Genomic DNA, 14,963 nt, shown 5'->3' with positions numbered 1-14,963 from the left:
CGCGCGCGCCGGTTGACTCGCACAAATTAACCTTTGTGAGAGTTGATATAGTCGACTGCCTGCTGAACAGTTGTGATTTTTTCAGCTTCTTCGTCAGGAATTTCTGTTTCGAACTCGTCTTCAAGTGCCATGACCAACTCAACCATGTCCAGTGAATCTGCACCCAGGTCGTCAAGAAATGAAGACTCGTTTTTAATTTCTGCTTCATTTACACCAAGTTGTTCTGCGACGATCTTCTTGACGCGTTGTTCGATGCTATCCATGTAAATCTCCAAAGGGGGAAAATCCCGCAATTTTAGCCAACTACAAACCGATTGCAAAAGGCTTTATGTGAAAAAAATATTTTAGCGAAACTGGTTTCTGAAAACAGTAAAACTAAAACACAGTTTAAAAATAAACAACTGCTCTTTTACGTATCCTGCATTTTAGTAAAATTTCAGCTCTGTATAAGAAAAAGAACCCGACTGCCTCAAATTACCTGCCCTGCCTGCGGTATTTAACAATAACACAGGCCCAGTTGCTGCGCGGACATGCGGGCAATCAAGCCAGCCGACCCGCAGGGGCAACTGATTTACTGCATGAACATGCCGCCATTGACATGCACCGTTGTACCCGTAATATACCCTGCCCCAGGCCCCGCCAGAAAGGCAACGGCATTGGCGACATCGGCAGGCTGGCCCAGCCGACCCAGGGGAATCTGGCCCAGCAGGGCCGAGGTCTGATCATTACCCAGGGCACGTGTCATATCGGTATCGATAAAACCGGGCGCCACACAATTGACAGTAATATTACGACTACCCAGCTCGCGCGCCAGTGCGCGCGTCATTCCTGCTACACCGGCCTTGGCGGCCGCGTAGTTGGCCTGCCCGGGGTTACCGGCAGATCCTACCACCGAGGTTACATTAATGATGCGGCCGGCACGTGCTTTCATCATGACTCGCAAAACACCACGCGAGAGCCGGAATACCGAATCCAGATTGGTGCCGATCACGGCAGACCAGTCGTCGTCTTTCATGCGCATGGCCAGGCCATCGCGCGTAATACCTGCATTATTGACCAGGATATGAGGACCACCCTCCTTACCCAGCTCGGCCAGCAAGGCATCGCAGGCGGCTGCATCAGTCACATTGAGCACCACGCCCCGTCCCTGACTGTCCGCAAGCATGTCGCTGACGGCCTGTGCGCCAGCTTCGGAGGTGGCGGTGCCCACAACGGTAGCACCGCGTTTGGCCAGTTCAAGCGCAATTGCCTTGCCCAGGCCACGGCTGGCCCCGGTGACCAATGCAATCTGGCCCGTAAGTTCTTTCTGTTCTGACATGCCTGTTCCTTATGCGTTGATTTGAGCGAGCGCGGCATCCAGAGATGCCTGATCATTGACAGATACCGTCACCAGCTCGGGTTCGATACGCTTGATCAATCCGGCAAGCACCTTGCCGGGACCGCATTCCACCACATGGGTAACGCCGCGAGCTTTCATGGCCCTGATCGTTTCCACCCAACGCACCGGATGCCAGGCCTGGCGCACCAGCGCATCGGCGATATCCTGGGTGTTGGCGGCGACCGCAACATCGACGTTATTAATGATCTCTGCGCTGGGCATATTCAGCGTCAATTGGCCAAGCGCCTGTTGCAGCACCGCTGCCGCTGGCTCAAGAAGCCGCGAGTGAAATGGCGCAGATACCGGCAACAGCAGCGCCCGCTTGGCCCCTTTGGCCTTTGCCAGGTCGCAGGCGCGCTGCACGGCGTCTTTGTGCCCGGCAATCACGACCTGGGCCGGCGCGTTAAAATTGACCGCTTCGACAATGGTATCAGTGCTGGCTTCGCTGCAAACAGCGAGGACGGTTTCGTCATCCAGTCCCAGAATCGCTGCCATGCCACCCGTACCTACAGGGACGGCGTCCTGCATCGCACTGGCGCGAATACGCACCAGGCGCACGGCGTCTTCCAGCGAAAACGTGCCTGCTGCGGTCAGCGCAGAATATTCACCCAGACTGTGTCCGGCCATAATCTCGGGCTGAGGACCGCCGGCTGGCGCCAGGCATCATACATGGCCACACTACATGCCAGCATGACCGGCTGCGTATTGACGGTGAGATTGAGGTCTTCGGCAGGTCCCTGCTCGACAAGGCGCCCAGATCCTGGCCCAGCGCCGTGGATGCGCGCTGCATGGCAGCGTCGATGGCCGGGTTGCCCGCCCATCCGGCAAGCATGCCGACGGTTTGCGAACCCTGTCCTGGAAATACGAATGCGAGTTTCATGGTTTTCTGTGTTGAAGTGAAAATTCAGATACGGGCAAGGATGGAGCCCCAGGTAAAACCGCCCCCCACGCCTTGCATGAGAACCAGATCACCCTTTTTAATACGACCATCGCGACGCGCCACATCGAAGGCCAGCGGCACGCTTGCAGCAGAAGTATTGGCATGTTCACCCACCGTTGCAACCACTTTTTCACCGGGAATGCCCAATTTGCGCCCCAGGAAATCGATGATCCGGATATTGGCCTGATGCGGTACCATCCAGTCCAGATCGCTGAGCTGAACACCCGCTTTCTCGCACACTTGGCGCGCCGACTTATCCAGAACCGTCACAGCCTGCTTGAACACAGACTGACCGTCCATGCGCAGGAAGGGATCGCCAGTAACCTGACCGTTTTCGATCCGCCCGGCAGTATTCAAAATGGTGTGCAGAGAACCATCGGCATTCAGTTGCGAGGCCAGAATACCAGGCTCATCGGAAGCGGTGAGCACCATGCGCCGGCGCCATCGCCAAAAAGCACACAGGTGCCGCGATCATTCCAGTCCAGAATTCGGGAGAATACTTCGGTGCCGATCACCAGCGCGTTGCGCGCATTACCTGCCCGTATAAAGCTGTCTGCGGTGGCCAGTGCGTACACAAAACCGCTGCAGACGGCCTGGACATCAAACGCAGCACCACCCTTGTTGCCCAGTTTTGCCTGAATCAGGCAGGCAGTACTGGGAAAAATGAAATCAGGCGTGGAGGTTGCGACAATGATCAGATCAAGGTCAGCCGCAGCGATACCGGCATCGGCCAGGGCCTTTTCGGCGGCCAGAAAGCCCAGTTCGCTGGAGGTGACGCCAGGGTCGGCCAGATGCCGCTGATGTATACCGGTGCGGGTCACAATCCATTCGTCGGATGTTTCAAGACCCCGCTGGGCCATATCTTGCGCAAGCATCGTGTTGGTGACACATTTTGGGGGTAAATAACTTCCCGTACCCACGATGGTTGAATAAGTCATGTATGGCTCCGAAGACAATTTAAATAAGTAAAGCAGGCAATTTTATAGTTTTTATGACTATTATGCGCTGCTTTCCGTATTTTTTGAGCGAATGAGCTGACTGATCTGCAGCACGGAGCTGGACGTTTTTTCCAGCAGTTTGCTGGCAACCGCCGCCCGGGCGCGCTCAAGCGCGACTGTGTAGGCGTAGATATCGGCAGAGCCATGACTTTTGATGACAACGCCACGCAACCCAAGCAGGGCCGCACCATTATGGTTACGTGAATCAACCCGGTTGCGAAAGCGGTTCAGCACAGGCCGTGCAAACAGACCGGCGGCCATCGTGAACGGATTACGCATGAATTCGTCGCGGATCATGCTGCCGATCATCTTGGACAGACCCTCAACGGACTTGAGCACCACATTGCCGACAAAACCATCGCAAACGACCACATTGGTGGTGCCCTTGAAGATATCGTCGCCTTCGACATTGCCGTAGAAATTCAGGTTGCTGGCGCGCAGCAGCTCGGCTGCCTCCTTGACCACATCATTACCCTTGATGGCCTCTTGCCCGATATTGAGCAGACCGATACTGGGATTTTCAATGTGTTCAACCGATTGCGACAGCGCCGCGCCCATGATGGCAAACTCAAGCAGATGCTCTGCCGAGCAATCGACATTGGCGCCCAGATCAAGCACGGTCGTAGTGCCACCTCGCTGATTGGGAATAGCAGCAGCAATGGCCGGACGATCGATCCCATCCATGGTTTTAAGAACGTAACGGGAAATGGCCATCCACGCACCGGTATTGCCTGCAGAGACGCAGGCATCGGCACGATCTTCCTTCACGCAGGTCACCGCCACGCGCATGGAAGAGTCTTTTTTCTTGCGCAGCGCCATATCAACCGGATCGTCCATGGTAACCACTTCGGAGGCGGCGACAATTTCAAATTGCGCGGGATTTGCCGGACGCGCCTGCTTCAGGGCAGCGGCCACCTGATCAGGCAGACCTACCAACAGAAAACAGGTATCAGGAAACTTTGCGGCGACCTGAACGGCCGCCGGAACGGTGACGGGAAGGCCGTGATCGCCTCCCATACAGTCAATTGCAATTCTGATCACTATAAATAATGTTTCCGTTACGGTAATACACAAGAAGCGGCCAGGAACGCATCGAACGACAGCGCCGACAGACGGCCTCTTCCCTTACCGGTTAAACAGAGAATTATTCGTCGTTTTTGGTTTTCAGAACTTTGCGGCCACGATATACGCCGTTAGGGCTGATGTGGTGACGCAGGTGCAGTTCACCTGTGGTTGGCTCGATTGCTGTCGCTGGTGCGGTCAGGAAATCGTGCGAACGGTGCATACCGCGTTTTGAAGGTGTCTTTTTGTTTTGTTGAACGGCCATGATGACTCCGAAAATAAAACTGCACAACCCGAAAATTATGCAGAAAATAGGTTAAGTTACTGCTTCTTTAAAGCTGCCAGCGCCGCAAACGGCGATGGTTTTTTGTCTGCCCCTTCGGGCGTTTCCTGATTGTCATACTGCACGCATGCATAATCATGCCTGGGTATGCTAGGGCAGACTCAGAATTAATTCGTCTTCTACCAATTCCAGCACCGACTGACTGGCCTGGGCCAGAATCCGGTCCGGGCCTTCCATATCCGGATCGTCGCCCTGCTCGTCGTCGTCCAGGCGACCTGGCTGGTGACCACTTCCAGCGGTACGGCACTGTCTACTTCATAGACAAAAGGCCGCATACAACGCTGGCAGATAAGTATCGGCCTGGCGCTGACTTCCAGATGAAGATAACGTTTTCCGTGTTGGGTGCGCTCTCCACGCACAGACCAGCGTACCAGGCCATCTGCCTTAGCGCTATCTGCATCATCCGAAGGCAACACCTGCGCTGGCAGTAGATCGCTAATCCGTGAGAATGCCGACAGAGGCGTCTCGCCGCTTTGCTCTGCACCGCGGGAGATAAAATCCAGTACGTCGATCACAGGATGACCGGGTTTCATAAAATAGCCAGATATTGTATTACAGATATCTGCCTGCGGAACATTTTCAAGCGGATTAATCCAAATGGGTTATATAACAAGTGGTTTATAAATAACAAACGATTTATAACCCGAACCTTAATAACCCCGATTACAAGCCGGCCATGCTCTGGCAAACAAATTCGGTCTTTTCCTCAGATTTCGCTGCGGGTTTTCATTGCTCACCCACACATTCCCCGGAAAACATAAGATAATAACTTGTTCACATCCGATAAGTCAATGAAAACCATGTCATTTTCCCCTCCGCGTCTTATTCTCGCGTCATCTTCGGTCTATCGCAAGGCCATGCTGCAACGCCTGGGCCTGCCCTTTGAGGCCATTTCGCCCGGTATCGACGAGTCTGCCCTGCCCGACGAGGCGCCTGAAGCCCTGTCCCAGCGCCTGTCACTGGCCAAAGCACAGCATGTCGCCGTCCAACACCCAGGCAGCGTGGTGATCGGCTCTGATCAGGTCGCTACCCACGACGGTCAGCCGATAGGCAAACCAGGCACCTACGAGCGCGCCTTTGCACAATTGCGCGAGCTATCCGGAAAAACCGTGGCATTCCATAGCGCGTTGGCTGTCACCAATGGCGCGCGCAGCGCCGTTGCCGATGTGGTAACACGCTGCGTATTCCGCGAATTGACCGACGAGGAAATCAGGCATTACCTGAGCGTGGAAAAGCCATTTGACACCGCTGGCAGCGCCAAGGCCGAAGGCCTGGGCATCAGCCTGATGCAATCGATGCACAGCGACGACCCGACAGCCATCATCGGGCTGCCTCTGATCGAACTGTCCCGCATGCTGCGCAGTTTTGACCTAAACCCCACGCTTCTGGCCCAACCGTTATGATCAACACCCTTCACCTGCTTCCTGTGAGCCTGGGCAGTGCCCCGCTTGAACAATGGCTACCCGCCGGCGCCCGGCACCAGGCCTCCATTCTGAAGACCTATATTGCCGAAAATGCCAAAACCGCCCGTGCATATCTGAAACAAACCGGCACTGAAGGCGCAATCCAGGACATTACGATTCACACATTGGGCGCAAAAACGCCTGAAGCGGACATTCGTCGCTGGCTGACCGAGACCAGTGGCGATATCGGCCTGGTATCGGAAGCCGGCTGCCCAGCCGTGGCCGATCCCGGTGCGCGCGTGGTGCTGCTGGCCCATCAACTGGTATTCAGGTCGTACCCTGGGTAGGCCCCTCCTCCATTCTGCTGGGCCTGATGGCCAGCGGCCTGGATGGACAACGCTTTACCTTTCACGGTTATGTACCCATTGCACCAGCCGAACGCAGCAAGCAGCTCAAAGGCTGGGAGCAGTTATCCTCCCGCCACAACCAGACGCAATTGTTCATTGAAACCCCGTACCGCAATATGGCCATGTTCGCAACACTGGTCGACACCCTGAACCCGACCACCCGCCTATGCATTGCCCGCGCACTGACAACAGCCGATGAATGGATCAGGACTGATACCATTGCCGGCTGGAAACAGCACCCGGCACCGGACCTGGACAAATTTCCAACACTGTTTCTGTTTCTGGCCTAGCACTGCCACCCAACCGCCCGGCCGCAAGCGCTATTGCCGCGGCGCGGGCATCTGGCGCGCCAGGTCTTCTGCAATGGCCAGGGTCTGCCTGTCGAGGCGACCTCTATACTCTGCAGGTCGATAATGCATCTGGAAGGCACGAATGACCTGCCGGGTCTGCGGATCCCATATACCGCTTTGCACTATGGGGTAGCCGATGCGCGACAGCAGCCCCTGAATATACGCGGCATTCTTGAGCTCACGCGCGCTCAGTAGCGGCATGCGCCGAGCCACCGCCGCTTCGTCATACCAGCGTCCCAGTCCCTGCCGGGCCAGCGCTTGCCAGGGAAACGCCGGACCAGGATCGCTCTTGCGCAAGGGCGCGATATCGCTGTGAGCCACAATATTCCAGGCACTGACATGATGACGCGACTGGATATCGTGCAGCAACGCTGCCAGCATGCTGATCTGTGATGACGAATACGGCGCCCAGCGGGTGTGCGCTGCGTCCAGTGGCCCGGCATTGACAATTTCAATACCAATGGACATGGCGTTCAGGTTAGGATATTCAAACCATTGACTCTGCCCCGCATGCCAGGCGCGCCGGTTTTCATCGACCAGTGAAAAGATTCTGACCGGCTCGTCGGTAATCAGATAGTGTGCGCTGACCCGATCCTGGGTAAGCAAGCGCAACGAGTCGCTGCGATTTTCCGAAGTATAGTGCAGCACGATAAAGCGAACCCGGCTATCCTGGCCGGTCGCACGCAGCGATGTGTCTATCGGTAAACCTGTGCTGCAGGCGCCCAGCCCCAATGCCACGCCCGCCAGTAGCAGCCAGGCTCGTTTTTGCATGATTCGCCCTCTTTTTATTCGGGTTAAGTCTTTTCTGGTGCAGACCGGCGTTCCGGCGCAGACCGCAACCCATCAGCCTTCGACAACACAAAACGACATTAAGTCGCCGCCGGGCGCCGTCGATGTCGCCACGCGCGCAAGATCCGCCAGAGCAATAGCAGAGCCAGCAGCGTACCATACAGAATCGGCTCGGCAAAGTCATTCTTGCCGGCACGCATCAGCCAGAAATGCACAATACCAAGCACGCCGATGGCATAAATACTGCGGTGCAGACGCGTCCAATTCATACCCAATCGGCGCATCCAGCCCTGTGTGGACGTCAGCGCCAGAGGCAGCATCAGCAAAAATGCCGCCATCCCGACAAAAATGAAGGTGCGATCGAGCACATCCTTGATCATGGACGACAAATCCATATTCCGATCGAGGACAATCCAGGTCAGCAAATGCAGCACGACATAAAAGAAGGCAAACAGTCCCAGCATGCGCCGCACACGAACCAGCGCAGGCTGGTCCAATATCTGCCGGACCGGTGTGACCGCAAGCGTAAGCAGCAACATGGCCAGTGTCCAGAAACCCGAGGAGCGGGTAATGAACTCGACTGGGTTGGCTGTCAGACCATCGTTATATCCCAGGTAGAACCAGCGCAGAAAAGGAATCAGGCAGAGCAAAAACAGTACGGGTTTAAAGCGCGCCACCTGACTGGCCGTCCAGCGTCTGCGCGTCATTGAGGCAGCCCTGGCGCTGGCTGCAGGCGGGGCCGCGCCGGTAGATTCAGACATGAAGAACACCCTGTTGCTCAATAATTGGCACGCAAATCCATTGCACTGTATAGCGAGGCGACCTGCTCCCCATAGCCGTTGAATTTCAAGGTTGGCACTTTGGGATCAAAGAAACCGCCGCCAATCACGCGTTCATGCGACTGACTCCATCGTGGATGCGGAACATCCGGATTCACATTCGCATAAAAGCCATATTCCGAGGGGGCAATGGCCACCCAACTGGTTTCGGGCATGGTTTCGGTGAGCACGATTTTGACAATGGACTTGCCTGACTTGAAGCCATATTTCCAGGGCACAATAATCCGTAACGGCGCCGTTCTGATTAGGCAAGCGCTTGCCATAAAGCCCAAAAGTAAGCAGGGTCAGCGGATTCATGGCTTCGTCCATGCGTAATCCCTCACGATAGGGCCAGGGGATAATACGATCGCTCAGGCCAGGCATCGCCTCGGGCTGGGTATCGGTCACAAACTGGACAAATTTGGCCTTGCTGGTGGGCTGCACCTGCTTGAGCAGCGCCGATAGCGGATAGCCGACCCATGGGATCACCATAGACCAGGCCTCGACACACCGCAGTCGGTACACCCGCTCTTCCTGCGGCGCCAGCTTAACCAGCTCGTCCAGGTCGAAAGTTCGCGGCTTTTCCACCTCGCCGCTGACCTGCACCTGCCAGGGCTCAATACGCATTTTTCCCGAGTAATCTAGCGGGTCGCCCTTGCCGGTCCCGAATTCGTAAAAATTATTGTAGGACGTAATGTCCTTTTCCGTAGTGAGCTTGCGATCAATTTTTGCTGCAGCGTATTGCGGATTGGGTCGCATGCCGGCAATCGGCGGCAGCGTATTTGCCGCAGCAGCCACCTGAGGCAGCGTAGCGCCCAGGCCCGCCAAGCCGGTTCCGGCAGCGATGCCGGCCATGTGTTGCATCCACTGCCGCCTGGCTTGCCAGACCGGCTCAGGGGTAATCTGCGAAGACGGAATACGGGGATAGCGCGGGCGTAAGGACATGGTGGACTCCGGTGGCTTGCTATGCAAAAAATGACAGCAATAATGACGAATTCGCTACTTGAAAATTTAGACAGCCATTTTTCGACAATGTTCCAGCAAAAACGATTGTAATTGCGTTGGCGTCTCGGCAATCAGCGTAGGTTTGCTGGCAATCAGCTCCTCGGTGCTGTGTGCCCCATACGTAACCGCAATACTGTCCACCCCGGCGGCCTGTGCCATCTGAATGTCATGTGAGGTATCGCCCACCATGACCGCCTGTCCGGCAGGCACGGCCAGTTCCTCCAGAATTTCCTCGAGCATTCTCGGGTGTGGCTTGCTGAATGTCTGGTCCGCAGTGCGGGAGGCGTCAAAATAGTGCCCCAGGTTCATTCCGGTCAATACCCGGTCCAGTCCGACCCGGCTTTTTCCCGTCGCCACCGCCATCAGCACACCCTCGGCCTTCAGTGTGTTCAGCATATCGATAATGCCATCGAACGTGCGTAAATCAGGATCCCGGAGCAGGTAGTGGATGCGATAGCGCTCAAGAAACCGCGGCAACTGGGAAGGCGTCAGATCGGGCACGGCGCGATGCAAGGCCTCATCGAGCGACAGCCCGATAACCCAGCTGGCCTGCGCAACGCCGGGTACAGGCAGCCCCATATCACGACAGGCAGCCTGGATGGCTGCGACAATCGTATGAGTGGAGTCCATGAGAGTTCCATCCCAATCGAAGATGGCAAGTGAATAACGCATTCTATTTTCCATATAGTGAAATTCTCAGAGGAAGCGGTGCATTTGAACAACATAAACTTCAGGTTCCTGCTGTGACGCCGCTTGCGCCAACTACAACGACTCCTGCGCTCAGCGGCGGGCAGCCAAATTATCGAGCAATTGCTGGCACACGTCAGGCAGCGGCGCAGTCAGCGATAACGGCTCCTGCGTCACCGGATGAGGGATTTCCAGCGTATGGGCGTGCAGGAACATGCGGGCAAACCCCTGCCGGGCAAATGCAATGCGGGTTTCATCATTGCCATATTTCTCGTCGCCTACGATAGGGAAACCGCTGGCGGCCAGATGCACGCGAATCTGATGGGTACGTCCGGTGCGCAGTTCGGCCTTGACCAGTGTATAGCGGCCAAAACGCGCCTCCTTGCTCACTATCGTATGGGCCACTTTGCCGTCAGGGCGAACCCGCACCCGCCGCTCGCCATCGCGGGTCAGGTATTTTTCCAGAGGCAGCCGGATATGCTGTCGGTCGTTCACCCAATCTCCCTCGACCAGAGCAAGATAACATTTGCGCCCGCGGCTTTCTTTGAACATGCCATGCAATGCGACCAGCGCAGCGCGCTTCTTGGCGATAATCAGCAATCCGGAGGTTTCTTTGTCCAGGCGATGTGCCAGCTCCAGGAACCGGGCTTCGGGCCGGGCTGCCCGCATCTGCTCGATAACCCCGAAAGACACGCCGCTGCCGCCGTGAACGGCCACACCCGAGGCTTATCGATGACAATCAGCGCATCATCCTCGAACACAATCGGAAACTGGCCTGCCGGCACAACCCGGTTTTCATCGGGCGTAGCCACCCGCAAGGGGGAATCCGGATTTCATCGCCGTCTTTTACCCGATATTCTGCCTGCACCCGCCCCTTGTTGACGCGGACCTGGCCGCTGCGGATGGCCTTGTAAAGATGGCTTTTAGGCACCCCTTTGCACTCACGGATAAGAAAATTATCGATGCGCTGACCGTCGGATCCGGCATCTGCCCGTACCAGCCGGACAGAAAAAGTTGGTTTTTTATCAGAAGTTTGTTTGCACATACTCAAAAGAGCCTTATAATTCGGAGACCACAAAAAGACTGAATTAAAACCGTCCGGCGTTGAGAAACCCGTAGTCCAAGAAACTGCAAGCAGGTCTCCGCCCGTCAGCCAAATACGCATTGTACCGTCCTAACGTCAATCCGCTATCTGTATTTCAGTCTTTTGAGTGACTGGTCTATAAACACTGCGGCGCTTGTCGTATCTGTTATCAACGCGGCAGGCCATACATCATCTGCCCACAGATATCACCGCCATTGTGTTTATAGCGTACAGAATGAACGAAGCGCCCTGGTTTTTATTTTGTCCTGACGGCACCGCAAGGAAACGGCAGGATAAAACACAGAAGAATTCAACAATTGAAATTACTTTACTCTGTTAATTTTCTGACTGGCTCTGCTGCACGTCGCCATCCGACGGCAGATAGTCCCACATAAAGCGCCCCGACCTCGTGCGGGATCCGCGCGAGTCAGTCGTCTATTCGTACGTTTCACCAGTTATTCGTGGTGAGTGCAACGGCGTTCGTTGCACTCGTTTAACGGAGAAACTGCTCTATGAAACGCATGTTATTCAACGCAACGCATCAAGAAGAATTACGCGTTGCGATTGTCGATGGCCAGAAGCTGATCGACATCGATATCGAAACCGCCGGCCGTGAACAACGCAAGGGAAGCATCTACAAAGGGGTCATTACACGTATTGAACCCGGCCTGGAAGCCTGCTTTGTCAACTATGGTCACGATCGCCACGGTTTTCTTCCCTTCAAGGAAGTGGTCCGCAGCTATTTCAAGGAAGGCGTGGATGTGCGCAGTGCACGCATCCAGGACGCCCTGCACGAAGGCCAGGAACTCATCATTCAGGTAGAAAAGGAAGAGCGCGGCAATAAGGGCGCAGCCCTGACCACGTTCATTTCCCTGGCAGGTCGCTATCTGGTCCTGATGCCCAACAACCCACGTGGTGGTGGCGTATCGCGTCGCATCGAAGGCGAAGATCGCCAGGAACTGCGCGAAGCCATGGAGCAGCTTGACCTGCCTTCAGGCATGAGCATTATTGCCCGCACCGCCGGTATTGGCCGCAGTGTTCCCGAACTGCAGTGGGACTTGAAATACCTGCTGCAACTGTGGACCGCCATTGATGCTGCCGCCAAAGACTACCCCGCTCCCGTTCTCATTTATCAGGAATCGAGCCTGGTTATTCGTGCCATCCGCGATTATTTCTCGCCGGACATCAGCGAAATCCTGATCGACACCGAGGCCATTACGCAACAGGCCACGGCATTCATGCAGGACGTCATGCCTGACAATGTCAATCGCGTCAAACGCTACCAGGACGATATCCCACTGTTTTCGCGATTCCAGATCGAACACCAGATCGAAACCGCCTATTCACGTACCGTCCAGTTGCCTTCCGGCGGCTCTGTGGTTATTGACCACACAGAAGCCTGGTCGCCATCGACGTGAACTCGGCCCGCTCTACGCGCGGCGCCGATATCGAAGAAACGGCCATGCGCACCAACCTGGAAGCGGCCGAAGAAGTGGCCCGCCAGTTGCGCCTGCGCGACCTGGGTGGTCTGATCGTGATCGACTTCATCGACATGGAAGACAACAAGAACCAGCGTGCTGTCGAACAGAAACTGCGCGATGCCCTGCATGTTGATCGTGCCCGGGTCCAGATGGGTAAAATCTCCCGTTTCGGCCTGATGGAACTGTCGCGTCAGCGCCTGCGTCCCGCTCTGAACGAAGGCTCTCACATCACCTGCCCCCGCTGTAACGGCACGGGCGTCATCCGTGACGTCGAATCCAGTGCCTGAATGTGCTGCGCCTGCTGCAGGAAGAAGCCATGAAGGAAAATACCGCTGCCCTGCACGCGCAGGTGCCAGTGGAAGTAGCTACATTCCTGATGAACGAAAAACGGGCCGATATCGTCAAGCTCGAGTCTCGCCTGAAAGTCAATCTGGTGCTGATTCCAAACAAGCATTTCGAGACGCCACACCATCATATCGAACGCATCCGCTACGACGACTCCCGCCTGGATGATCCCAAGGCCAGCATTGACCTGATCGAAGCGCCGGAAACCACGGTCACATGGGAATCCACCAAGGAAAAATCCGAACACAACGAGCGCCCGAGGCACTGGTCAAAGGCATTTCTCCTGATCAGCCTGCGCCGAGTGCAATCAAACCACAAGTGGCCGCACAGCCTCAGGTAAGCGCAGCCGCTGCTCCAAGCATCGGCGGCATGTTCCAGAAAATCCTGTCATGGCTTGCTGGTCCTAAAGCGGCTGCGCCTGCAGAACCGCAAAAAGACGCCTCTGCCACTGAAAAATCGGGCGCACGCAATGCGCGCGGTGGTTCACGTACCGCCGCCAGCGGCGAACGCGGCGAGCGCGGTGGACGCAATCGCCGTGGCGACAAACGCACATCGGGCAAGTCCGAGGAAGACGGCGAAAACCGCCGCAGTCCGCGTGGACGCCAGCGCAAGCAGGACGATAGCGACGCACAGGACACCGGTGCCGAGAGCAAAGCGCCAGCCAGCGCCCATGCCCAGGCGAACGCCAGCGCGGAAGACAGCGGTGGCCGCAGTCGCAACCGTCGTGGCCGAGGCCGCAACCGCCGTAACAGCGGTGACGAAACCGAAGTTACAGCAGCAGCCGCAGTAGCTACGGAAAACACCGAGCAGGCACAGGCCTCAGAGACCGCACAGACCGACACAGCACCAGCGCCACGCCGCAGCCGTGCCGCCAGCGCAGACACTGCCGCCCGTCCGACCCCGCTTGAGCAGGACCTGATTGACGACGATTCCGAAGAGGAAAATGATCGTACGACAGAAGGCGAAGACACACAGACCGGTGATGCTGAACCGCGTCGTCGTCGTCGTCGCAGCCGTCGTGGCCGTCGTCAGAATGATTCAGTAGAGACGACAGACACTGAAAAAGCATCCTTCGTACCTAACGAAGTGCTGCTGGCCACAGGCGCGGGCGCCACTGCTGATGCTGTCACCACCGCACAAGCAGACGCCGCAGAAAGCCAGGCTGCCACTACACCGGCAGAAAACAATGTGGCATCTAACGATACCGCAACGCCTGCGCCAAGCGATCAGTCGACTTCCGTGTCGGATACCCCTGTGGCCAAAACCGCAGCAACTGCTGCGCCGGCCGCTGATCATCCAGTGGCTGCCCTGGCCGAACCGGCTGCTGCCGAGCCCGTTGTCCCCTCAACTCCCGTTGAAGCAGCGACACCAGCCGCAGTTGTGGAACCAGCACAATCAGCCACCCCTGCCAAACCAGCAGAACCGGTGGTCGCTACTGCAACTGACACTGCTCCGGAGACCGCAGCTACCAGCGTTGCAGCAGCCGAGACTCCTATTGAGGTCGCGGCAAAAGCCATAGCGCAAACAGAAGCGCCTGTCGAGCAGGCAAATCAGCTGGTTGAGCCACAAGCGGCACAAACTGCTGAAGAGCCGGTAGCACAAGCAGCAACGGCCCCGGCATCGGCGCCAGCGTCTGCGCCAGCTGTTTCTGCTCCGGCCGTTACCGCCAACAAGGAAGTGCTAAAAGAAATCGTTTCTGGCGTCGGTATGGAATGGGTCGAAACCCGCTCCGGACTCACGGAAGAGGCGATGATGGCCCCTCCTCCAAAACCTGCCGGCCGGCCTCGCAAGGCACGTAACCAGGTTCAGGCGGAACCCCTGGAAATCGTGGAAACCCGCGACGAGCAGTAAACCACAGTCGGCCTGTCTCCAG

General features: G+C 56.5%; 9 protein-coding genes and 6 pseudogenes. 3 read left to right on the top strand and 12 right to left on the bottom strand.

Going from position 1 to position 14,963, the window contains the following annotated elements; genetic code table 11:
• Positions 1–26: 26 nt before the first annotated feature.
• From acpP to TKWG_RS07980, 7 genes and pseudogenes are all read right to left on the bottom strand, one after another.
• A complete protein-coding gene (acpP, locus tag TKWG_RS08010) occupies positions 27–263 on the bottom strand; it encodes an acyl carrier protein (RefSeq protein ID WP_014750355.1) in 237 nt (78 codons plus the stop codon).
• A gap of 308 nt (positions 264–571) precedes the next feature.
• Positions 572–1,318 carry a 3-oxoacyl-ACP reductase FabG gene (gene fabG / locus TKWG_RS08005; RefSeq protein WP_014750354.1) on the bottom strand — a complete coding sequence of 249 codons (747 nt, stop codon included), beginning with the start codon at positions 1,316–1,318 and terminating at the stop codon, positions 572–574.
• Positions 1,319–1,327: 9 nt separating this feature from the next.
• Positions 1,328–2,258 (bottom strand): annotated as a pseudogene (gene fabD / locus TKWG_RS08000) (ACP S-malonyltransferase).
• A gap of 24 nt (positions 2,259–2,282) precedes the next feature.
• Positions 2,283–3,256, bottom strand: a pseudogene (locus TKWG_RS07995) (beta-ketoacyl-ACP synthase III).
• A gap of 60 nt (positions 3,257–3,316) precedes the next feature.
• Positions 3,317–4,357, bottom strand: coding sequence for a phosphate acyltransferase PlsX (gene plsX / locus TKWG_RS07990; protein WP_014750353.1), 1,041 nt, complete (start codon positions 4,355–4,357; stop codon positions 3,317–3,319).
• Positions 4,358–4,460: 103 nt separating this feature from the next.
• Complete coding sequence (gene rpmF, locus TKWG_RS07985; protein ID WP_014750352.1) at positions 4,461–4,643, bottom strand: 50S ribosomal protein L32; 183 nt, start codon at positions 4,641–4,643, stop codon at positions 4,461–4,463.
• A 197-nt stretch (positions 4,644–4,840) separates the two neighbouring features.
• The gene (locus TKWG_RS07980) at positions 4,841–5,254 is read right to left on the bottom strand and encodes a YceD family protein (RefSeq protein WP_014750351.1); all 414 of its coding nucleotides are present in this window, start codon (positions 5,252–5,254) and stop codon (positions 4,841–4,843) included.
• Between the two features lie 258 nt (positions 5,255–5,512).
• Between TKWG_RS07980 and TKWG_RS07975 the strand changes: the two genes are divergently transcribed.
• Positions 5,513–6,124 (top strand): Maf family nucleotide pyrophosphatase, encoded by a 612-nt coding sequence (locus tag TKWG_RS07975; RefSeq protein WP_014750350.1) that lies wholly within the window; start codon positions 5,513–5,515, stop codon positions 6,122–6,124.
• Positions 6,121–6,821: pseudogene (locus tag TKWG_RS07970) on the top strand (SAM-dependent methyltransferase). The gene TKWG_RS07975 and the pseudogene TKWG_RS07970 overlap by 4 nt, the downstream one beginning before the upstream one ends.
• Before the next feature lie 30 nt (positions 6,822–6,851).
• On the opposite strand, the gene TKWG_RS07965 reads toward TKWG_RS07970, so the two are convergent.
• The 5 genes and pseudogenes from TKWG_RS07965 to TKWG_RS07945 form a co-directional block, all read right to left on the bottom strand.
• Positions 6,852–7,652 carry an N-acetylmuramoyl-L-alanine amidase gene (locus tag TKWG_RS07965; RefSeq protein WP_014750349.1) on the bottom strand — a complete coding sequence of 267 codons (801 nt, stop codon included), beginning with the start codon at positions 7,650–7,652 and terminating at the stop codon, positions 6,852–6,854.
• 98 nt (positions 7,653–7,750) lie between these two features.
• Positions 7,751–8,431: a protein-methionine-sulfoxide reductase heme-binding subunit MsrQ gene (locus TKWG_RS07960; protein WP_014750348.1), complete on the bottom strand. Its 681-nt coding sequence runs from the start codon at positions 8,429–8,431 to the stop codon at positions 7,751–7,753.
• A gap of 17 nt (positions 8,432–8,448) precedes the next feature.
• Positions 8,449–9,433, bottom strand: a pseudogene (gene msrP, locus TKWG_RS07955) (protein-methionine-sulfoxide reductase catalytic subunit MsrP).
• Positions 9,434–9,499: 66 nt separating this feature from the next.
• Positions 9,500–10,165 carry an HAD-IA family hydrolase gene (locus TKWG_RS07950; RefSeq protein WP_014750345.1) on the bottom strand — a complete coding sequence of 222 codons (666 nt, stop codon included), beginning with the start codon at positions 10,163–10,165 and terminating at the stop codon, positions 9,500–9,502.
• Between the two features lie 108 nt (positions 10,166–10,273).
• Positions 10,274–11,225 (bottom strand): annotated as a pseudogene (locus TKWG_RS07945) (RluA family pseudouridine synthase).
• Positions 11,226–11,776: 551 nt separating this feature from the next.
• Between TKWG_RS07945 and TKWG_RS07940 the strand changes: the two are divergent.
• A pseudogene (locus tag TKWG_RS07940) lies at positions 11,777–14,941 on the top strand (Rne/Rng family ribonuclease).
• Positions 14,942–14,963: the final 22 nt, after the last annotated feature.

Origin of the sequence: Advenella kashmirensis WT001 (genome assembly GCF_000219915.2) — a bacterium.
GTDB classification, from domain to species: Bacteria; Pseudomonadota; Gammaproteobacteria; order Burkholderiales; family Burkholderiaceae_B; genus Advenella; species Advenella kashmirensis.
Note: the sequence above shows the minus strand (reverse complement) of the source record. Positions and strands in the feature narration are given on the sequence as shown.